The following is a 6123-nucleotide window of genomic DNA, read 5'->3' as shown; positions in this document are numbered from 1 at the left end:
GTGTAAAGTGCCGATGCGTTCTTGTATATTCATTTTTCTTTGTTTTGGACTACAAATATAGCAAAAGGCAGAGAAAGCTGACCTTTATATTGACAACTCCCGATTTAGTGCATTACTGATAATTAACTTTCTCTTTCAAATATATAAATTTTTGAATATGGGCTTTTATATTTTGTGATATCCCCAGGAAGATCTTTTAGATTCTTGTAATTTTGAGGTAGCCCATATTTTCTTACACTTTGCAACATATCCAAATCATATTTCTTAAAATGATTGTAATATCCTGATATTACTTTTATAAAGTAAATTTCATGTAATGAAACATCAATTGGAAAACCATTTATATCATACCCGAGTTCATCTCTTCCAATAAATAATTTTTGTTTTTTATACAATACGCACATAACAGTTTCCAAATTATTATTTACTTGCATATTCCTATGTTTTTTTTGCAGAATTCTTTTTAATTCTTCATATTTTACTTTTGATATGGCGATTGTATCCGTCATTCTCATTGCTTTCATTGTTGTATAAAAGTTGGTTGGAGTCGTTTGTATATTAGGAACACCATTAACATTTGTATAAAAAATTGTCACATGCTCTTTAGAGATATTTTTTTGGTAGCTTTTATCGTAACATCCGACAAACATCATGGAAATAAACAACAGCCCCACAACTTTTATTACTTTTCTTTTCATCATTTTGAGCTATTTGAAATCTTAAAAATATTATAAACTCTACTCGTAGGCGGAATTTATTTAAGTTGATAAGTATGAGTAAAATGTTGCACACGTCGTTGACTTTTTAGTAACTTAGTGGTACAAAACTAATCAGGTTATAAAATCATTGTTATGCACAACCTCATGGCAAAGTTCCAAAAAATACTTGAAAACAGCAAGCAATATGCTGGAAATCAAGTTAACGGGAAGAGAAAAGTTCTCGGTTTGGAGCACTCCCCACTGTTTTAGATTATTACCCCTAATTGTAGCATTACATTATTCTATATAAACAATCCTAAAAGACAATGTATCCAATTTAAAAATATTTAGAGAATTAACATAGTTAGTAGGAAAAGCAATAAATGTTGAAGTGACAATAAATGGTCGGGGAGTATCATAAGAGAACGAGTAGGAAACCTGATTTATGGAATCCGTTAGAATCTGAGAATGTTGCCAAGGCCCAATTGTCGTACTTCTATAATGAAATTTATTCGTGAAATCTATTAAATCAGGGTAACATCCATATTTATCTACAGGTAGTTTCCTCAATGTATCTTGCACAAAGTTCGGTAGTTCTCGAAGAGATAACACTGCCATCTTTCTATTATTAACATTGTTACAACCTGTATACAGCAAAATAACGATTATTGTTGCAGAAAAAATATTCCTATTCATTTGTACTGACTTTTATTTCAAAATGGTTATTAAAATGTGTGATCTTGATTGAATTTACGAATGGCTTATCGATTAATTTTTCGTTCTCCTTTTTCCTGCCAAAACATCTATTGCCTATTCATACATTTTTATTCAAGTGTTCGTTTAATATGTCACATATCTTTTTCCCGTTCATAGTCAGATTATCAGCAGGAAAGCCTTCAATTGCTCCGGACACAGCGAAATTGAATGTCATCATACGCTGCGTAGAAGCCGATGATTTCTCTATCTTATGTATCAATGACGTTATCTTATAATCAACAGCAATCAGTTTGGTCGATTGGATTTTTATTAATCGGAAACGCTTTACATCCGCAAAATTTATATTATGATAGGTTCCCTTGACCTGTACGTATAATTCCAGTCTATCCTCATGGATTATTAAAAGCGGAGTTTGGCGAATTCTATTATAGAGGGTTGATAGAAAGAGAAACAATCCGCCACCGCCGAAGAATATCATACCCAATACTCCGCCCAATACTTTTGTTGGCCAGCTTGTACTGGCATCCGTGAGAATAAAATATCCGCCTAAGGCAAAAACAAAGCATAAGATAGCCCAAAGCATATTTTTTCGCAGACTTTGATAAATTCGTATTTCTGTCATGTTCGTTTTATTGGGCCGTTGCGTTGTTAGGCTCTTATTTTATAACTGACCTGTTGGTTGAATTAATTCGACGATATTTTTTTGCCAAAAAGTTGTACAAATCATTATCTTTTTTTGGTAACTTAGTGCGTAGAGTCAACCTGCAAGTGCAAAATTAGTCAATCCATTTATAAAACTCTTGTTTGGTGTTGAAAACTTGAGTTTTTCACTTCCAATCTGGAGCATAGAGTGCCGACGCGTTCTCGTATATTCATTTTTCTTTGTTCTGGACTACAAATATAGCAAAAGGCAGAGAATACTTCCCCGCCTTTATGCATAATCTTTTAAAAATCACATTGATAATCAGATGGTTATTACAATAGCTCCCGATTTGGGGCATTACCGAAATTCGTTATATTTTAGAACTCTGTTATTCAAAGATATTCTGAATTTGTCGAATTCACGTTAATTAGAGTAGTCATCTATCTGAAATAATATCCAAGAACGCTTATCTGTTTTGAATAAATATTTCATATATATTCCCGAATCGTAGCCCTTTAAGATAACAGTATGTGTCATTGTATCAACCTTTAAAATTATTTTTTGCCCTTCTATTATAGAATCGTTGAAATTTGTATATATCCAATCACTCTTGCTGATATGAAGAATCGAGTCTGTCTCTTCATAATCATAACCTTCATATGTAATTTTCAACGGAAATAAAATGTGTTTCCGTTGAAAACATGAGTCTGAGGCGAACTTTTTGAAAAAATCATAAAAAGTTGTTTTTCCTGTCACATTTTTTTTTAGTGATATCACAGCCCTATCCTTTAAAACTTGCTTTTTATTATTTGGTTGTGCACAGCTTATTAAACAGAGGAAAACAAATAGTATGTAAGTAAACTTATTCATAATATATGATAACTACTCGTTGGCGGAATTAATTTAAGTTGATAAACATGAGTAAAAAGTTGCACACGTCGTTGAGCTTTTAGTAACTTAGTGGTACAAAATCTATTAGGTTATAAAATCTTTGTTATGCACAACCTCATGGCAAAGTTCAAAAAAATACTTGAAATCTGCAAGCAATATGCTGGAAATCAAGTCAACGGGAAGAGAAAAGTTCCTCGGTTTGGAGCATTACCCACTGTTTTAGATTATTACCCCTAATTGTAGCATTACATTATTCTATATAAACAATCCTAAAAGACAATGTATCCAATTTAAAAATATTTAGAGAATTAACATAGGTCATTGGAAAAGCAATAAATGTTGAAGTGACAATAAATGGTCGGGGAGTATCATAAGAGAATGAGTAGGAAACCTGATTTATGGAATCTGTTAGGACTTGTTTGTGTTGCCAAGGCCCTATAGTTGTACTTCTATAATGAAATTTATTTGTGAAATCTATTAAATCAGGGTAGCATCCATATTTATCTACAGGTAGTTTCCTCAATGTATCTTGCACAAAGTTCGGTAGTTCTCGAAGAGATAACACTGCCATCTTTCTATTATTAACATTGTTACAACCAGTATACAGCAAAATAACGATTATTGTTGCAGAAAAAATATTCCTATTCATTTGTACTGACTTTTATTTCAAAATGGTTATTAAAATGTGTGATCTTGATTGAATTTACGAATGGCTTATCGATTAATTTTTCGTTTTCCTTTTTCCTGCCAAAACATCTATTGCCTATTCATACATTTTTACTCAGGTGTCCGTTTAATATGTCACATATCTTTTTCCCGTTCATAGTCAGATTTTCAGCAGGAAGGCCTTCAATTGCTCCGGACACAGCGAAATTGAATGTCATCATACGCTGCGTAGAAGCCGATGATTTGTCTACCTTATGTATCAATGACGTTATCTTATAATCAACAGCAATCAGTTTGGTCGATTGGATTTTTATTAATCGGAAACGCTTTACATCCGTAAAATAGATGGTATGATAGGTTCCCTTGACCTGTATGTATAATTCCAGTCTATCTTCATGGATTATTATAAGCGGAATTTGACGAATTCGGTTATAGACGGTTGATAGAAAGAGAAACAATCCGCCACCGCCGAAGAATATAATTCCCAATCCTCCGCCCAATACTTTTGTTGGCCAGCTTGTACTGGCATCCGTGAGAATAAAATATCCGCCTAAGGCAAAAACAAAGCATAAGATAGCCCAAAGCATATTTTTTCGCAGGCTTTGATAAATTCGTATTTCTGTCATGTTCGTTTTGTTGGGCGGTTTCGTTGTTAGGCTCTTATTTTATAACTGACCTGTTGGTTGAATTAATTCGACGATATCTTTTTGCCAAAAAGTTGTACAAATCATTGTCTTTTTTGGTAACTTAGTGGTACAAACTGTATTAGGTTATAAAACCTTTGTTATGCACAACCTCATGGCAAAGTTCAAAAAAATACTTGAAATCTGCAAGCAATATGCTGGAAATCAAGTCAACGGGAAGAGAAAAGTTCCTCGATTTGAAGCATTATCTATGTCGTGATACTATATCTATTTTTCTACGATAAGACTATTTACTCCATATTATTTTCAAACTGTTCTTTCAAGATATTATCAATTTTAGAGCTTCGTTTAAAAAACGGATATGCTTGGTAGAACATTTTTAAGTTCATGGTATCAGTATAGTTTTCCATTATCCATGAAGATACAATATAGACCATCATATTGTAGTTAGCCTTATTTTGTTGTTCTGCAGGAAGTAAGCTTATTGCTTTTTGTATTCCTTTAATTTTGTGAGGATATTTGATTAGCATTTGGCTCAACCCATCAGCAAAAGTTTCATCGTACTGTTCATCGGTATGTGAAAAACAGTGTTTTACAACTAAAGCATAGTCCTGTTCTGTAGAAAATTTCTCTTGAAAAAAGTTTCCATCAATAATTCTTTTCACAAAAAGACTATCACCAAACTCTATTTTGTTTTTTTTAATTGTTTCCTTTTTCTGAATAGCATCTTTAATATTTTTCTTTTGTATTGATATGAGGTGAGAGTTAGAGGTATTACTATTACAACCTGTAACACCCCCAAAAATTAACAGAGTCATTAGAATTAGTAAATATTTATTTTTCATTTTCATGTTTTGTTCCTCCTCTTTTCGACTCTTTTTCTTCTGTATTCTGAGGTCTATGACCGGTGACTACAACTTCAGGTAACTCATAGGATTTCATTTACTTTTCTTTGACTTAGCAATTATCTTATCTTCAATACTTTCGTTCATAATTACAAGATGTTTTTGTCGCGAAAGAATACATTTTTCGCGACAACAAAGATACATATTATATTTTATAGTTTGAAAGAATCCAGAGAAAAACACATACTTGTTCAAAAATGGCAATTCATTCAATTCGTTGTTAAAACAAACGCCCATGATTGGTTTGCCAACAAACGACCTGTTTAGGTGAAAGAGTTGTGCCGATGAACGGTGTTCTTTCTGCTTTGTTTCCTAATAAATCTTAAATCAGAAGAACTTCCGCAACTTTTAATTATATTTGTACATCCAACAAACAATCAAACAAATGGAACTATGGTAACAGGAATTGTGATTTTGGTAGTTATCGTACTACTTGTGCTGGGATGCATCGGCATCTATAATAACTTGGTGAGATTGCGCAACAATCGTGAGAATGCGTTCGCCAACATCGACGTACAACTTAAACAGCGTGCCGACTTGATTCCTCAGTTGATTGGGGCCGTGAAAGGTTACGCCGAACACGAGAAGCAGGTGCTGCAGCGCATCACCGAGGCCCGCGCCATGGGCATGGGTGCTACGACCATCAACGAGAAGATGAAGGCCGACAACGCACTGACACAGGCCTTGGCGGGTCTGCGCGTGTCTTTGGAGGCTTATCCTGAACTCAAGGCCAACCAAAACTTCATGCAGCTGCAGAACGAGATTGCCGACATCGAGAACAAGCTCTCTGCCGTGCGCCGTTACTTCAACACGGCCACGCGCGAGCTGAACAACGCCGTGCAAACATTCCCTTCCAACCTTTTTGCCAACATGTTTGGCTTTAAGCGCGAACCCATGTACGAGATAGCTCCCGAACAGCGCGCGGAGATTGAAAAGGCGCCGGAGGTGAAGTTTTAAAG

General features: G+C 34.4%; 6 protein-coding genes. 1 reads left to right on the top strand and 5 read right to left on the bottom strand.

Going from position 1 to position 6123, the window contains the following annotated elements; genetic code table 11:
- Positions 1 to 122 precede the first annotated feature (122 nt).
- The 5 genes from HMPREF0650_RS11670 to HMPREF0650_RS11650 form a co-directional block, all read right to left on the bottom strand.
- Positions 123 to 701 (bottom strand): hypothetical protein, encoded by a 579-nt coding sequence (locus tag HMPREF0650_RS11670; protein ID WP_004351027.1) that lies wholly within the window; start codon positions 699 to 701, stop codon positions 123 to 125.
- 811 nt (positions 702 to 1512) lie between these two features.
- Positions 1513 to 2037 carry an STM3941 family protein gene (locus HMPREF0650_RS11665; protein ID WP_004351026.1) on the bottom strand — a complete coding sequence of 175 codons (525 nt, stop codon included), beginning with the start codon at positions 2035 to 2037 and terminating at the stop codon, positions 1513 to 1515.
- 444 nt (positions 2038 to 2481) lie between these two features.
- Entirely contained in the window at positions 2482 to 2928 is a 447-nt protein-coding gene (locus tag HMPREF0650_RS11660) for a DUF4348 domain-containing protein (RefSeq protein WP_040563332.1), read from the bottom strand.
- A 788-nt stretch (positions 2929 to 3716) separates the two neighbouring features.
- The gene (locus HMPREF0650_RS11655) at positions 3717 to 4241 is read right to left on the bottom strand and encodes an STM3941 family protein (protein WP_040563330.1); all 525 of its coding nucleotides are present in this window, start codon (positions 4239 to 4241) and stop codon (positions 3717 to 3719) included.
- 308 nt (positions 4242 to 4549) lie between these two features.
- Positions 4550 to 5104: a hypothetical protein gene (locus HMPREF0650_RS11650; protein ID WP_245543505.1), complete on the bottom strand. Its 555-nt coding sequence runs from the start codon at positions 5102 to 5104 to the stop codon at positions 4550 to 4552.
- 453 nt (positions 5105 to 5557) lie between these two features.
- Here HMPREF0650_RS11650 and HMPREF0650_RS11640 point away from each other — a divergent pair, with 453 nt between their 5' ends.
- The gene (locus tag HMPREF0650_RS11640) at positions 5558 to 6121 is read left to right on the top strand and encodes a LemA family protein (RefSeq protein ID WP_004351023.1); all 564 of its coding nucleotides are present in this window, start codon (positions 5558 to 5560) and stop codon (positions 6119 to 6121) included.
- Positions 6122 to 6123 lie beyond the last annotated feature (2 nt).

Origin of the sequence: Hoylesella buccalis ATCC 35310 (assembly GCF_000177075.1) — a bacterium.
In the GTDB taxonomy this organism is placed as follows: Bacteria; Bacteroidota; Bacteroidia; order Bacteroidales; family Bacteroidaceae; genus Prevotella; species Prevotella buccalis.
Note: the sequence above shows the minus strand (reverse complement) of the source record. Positions and strands in the feature narration are given on the sequence as shown.